General features: G+C 59.5%; 1 protein-coding gene. It reads left to right on the plus strand.

Annotated features, from left to right (window positions below):
- The first annotated feature begins 319 nt into the window (after positions 1-319).
- On the plus strand, positions 320-2,161 hold the full coding sequence (locus ABJK56_RS18325; RefSeq protein ID WP_347246130.1) for a WD40 repeat domain-containing protein: 1,842 nt from the start codon (positions 320-322) through the stop codon (positions 2,159-2,161).
- Positions 2,162-2,396: the final 235 nt, after the last annotated feature.

Genomic DNA, 2,396 nt, shown 5'->3' on the forward strand with positions numbered 1-2,396 from the left:
GGGGGAGGGGGCATGGGGGGGTGGGGCGGAAGGCCGTAATTTTAACGACCGCCAAAATTGTCACCACATTTCAGTGGGAAAATGAACCATCCCGAGGTGTGAAATGCAGAGACAACAAGGACGATTCCGCTCGTGGTCACTGACTGTGCTGCTATTGCTTTTACTCCTCTCCCTGGCTTGTCTACCCACTGGTCTGATCCCCTCTTCCTCGCCGACCCCTTCCCCCTCTGCCACTTCCTTCCCAACCCCCGCTCCGACGGCATCCCCCACCCCTCGCCCCCCTTCTCCCACTCCGCCCCATACACCGACCCCTTACATAATGGCCCGCCCTGGAACCCCGGTGCCGGCCGGCTATCAACCGATCACGTTGAACAACCTGAAACAATTGGTCCCGGTTGCTCAATGGGGAGAGGGAGTCGCCACGAAACTGGTTTGCTCACCTGCGGAACCCCTGATTGCCCTGGGAACTACTGTAGGAGTGATTCTGTATGAAGCCGAGACCCTGAACACTGTCGCCTCCTTCTCCGACGGCTGGGTGACTAATATGGCGTTCAGCCCCGACGGTGCCTTGCTGGCTATCGGCACGATGGACGGCCGGGTCCAGATATGGGACGTCCACCAGCGAAAAGAGGTCCGCACCATTGAGGTTATCTCGGATCGCCAGATCAATGGACTTGCGTTCAGTCCGGATGGCCGGTGGCTGGCGTCCAGTTGGGGGGGCGTAATTCAAGTCTGGGATGTCTCATCAGGAGAGGAACGACAGGCGATGCGGTACTACAGCACCGTGATGAGCCTCCGTTTTCTCCCTCCGGGCGACCGAATTGTCGCGGGGACCTTTGACGGAGGGCTGACCATCTGGCGAGTAGAAGATGGTTCACTGGTCGCGGACATCACGCAGGGTTATACCCCTGTTGTCTCTGTGGAGGTCAGCCAGGACGGGAACCTGTTGGTGATCAACGCCTCGGAACAGGCCCGCCTGCTCCGGGGAACGGACTTCTCCACCGTGGCGGAGCACGTCGCGTATTACACCGTTCAGTCCGTTAGCATAGACAGGAACGGACAGTACATCGCCGCGGCCAACCAAAAGCATCTCGATGTTTGGCAGGTTGGGAACACGACTCCGCTTCGCACTTCCGGATTCCCCGATTATGTAAGGGATCCGTGCTTTGGCCCCGAAAGCGATTTTATCGCTCTGCTCTTGAACACCGGGGAGATCTGGGTAACAGGCATACGCGGGGAAATACGAGGCACCCAGCAGGGCCCTGGGGGGTCCATCAATGTCCTCACCTTCAGTCCGGATGGGCAACTCTTGGGCATCGGCACCATGGCGGGACTGGCCCAGTTGTGGCAGGTTGGAACAGGCCTTCCCCTGCGTCTCCCCAAAATTCATCAGGGCGCTGTCTGGGACATCGCGTTTAGCCCGGATGGGCAACGCTTGTTGAGCGCCTCTCAGAACCCGATGATCCAGACTTGGTCTACCGAAACCGGTGAACCCCTGGAATCATTTGACCGTCAGGATATAGCCGCCTATAGCATTGCGATCAGCCCGGATGGCCGCTATCTGGCCATCGCTGATAGCATTGGAGAAATTCAGGTCCTGCAAGCCTCGGACTGGCGGAGAATGGTCTACAATTACCGCCATTTAGGGGGTGTGTTGAACCTGACCTTCAGCCCTGCGGAGCCCCATCTCCTCGCTTCGGGTGGGAACGATAGCCTCGTCTGGCTCGTTGACGTAGAACGCCGTCAGAATATTCGGTCCCTTCAGCACCATGCCCCCGTTTACCGGGTTGCCTTCAGCCCCGACGGACAGACCCTTGCCACCGGTCTTGGGGATGGGAGCATTTACATCTGGCGGATCGCCGAAGAGCAGCCGGTAACCGCCTTCATCGCCCATACTGCCACGGTCACTGGCCTCGCCTTTGGGCCCGATGGTCGGTTTCTGGCCTCGGCCAGTGTCGGCGAGCAGGTCGTCCGGCTCTGGGATGTCTCCTCCACCCGCGCGAGCCAGATGGGCACTCTGCCCGTGGCCCAAACCATCCTGCGGCCTATCCGTACGCTGGACCATCCCGGGCTGGTGTATGACCTGGCCTTTAGCCCGGATGGAACGCTCCTGGCGACGGGTCTGGAAACAGGTCTCCTTTGGCTCTGGGCGGTCCCGTAGAAACAAACGGGCTCTTTTGTGATCAAGCGTATACCCCCTGCGGGAGGTCTTTCAGACCGCCCGCTGGGGGCTAACATCTGTGCCACGGAAAAGTTGTGGCCGTCAGGCTTTGTTTGATAGATTTCTAACCTTTCAGGAGGCCCTATGCCCAACGACTTTCTCTTCCGTGCCGATCTGGAGGAACTGGACCCCTTTATGGCCGACCTCATCCGCTGGGAGCAGGAGCGTCAGGCCC

The sequence above is a fragment of the Thermogutta sp. genome (assembly GCF_039793925.1).
GTDB lineage: Bacteria > Planctomycetota > Planctomycetia > Pirellulales > Thermoguttaceae > Thermogutta.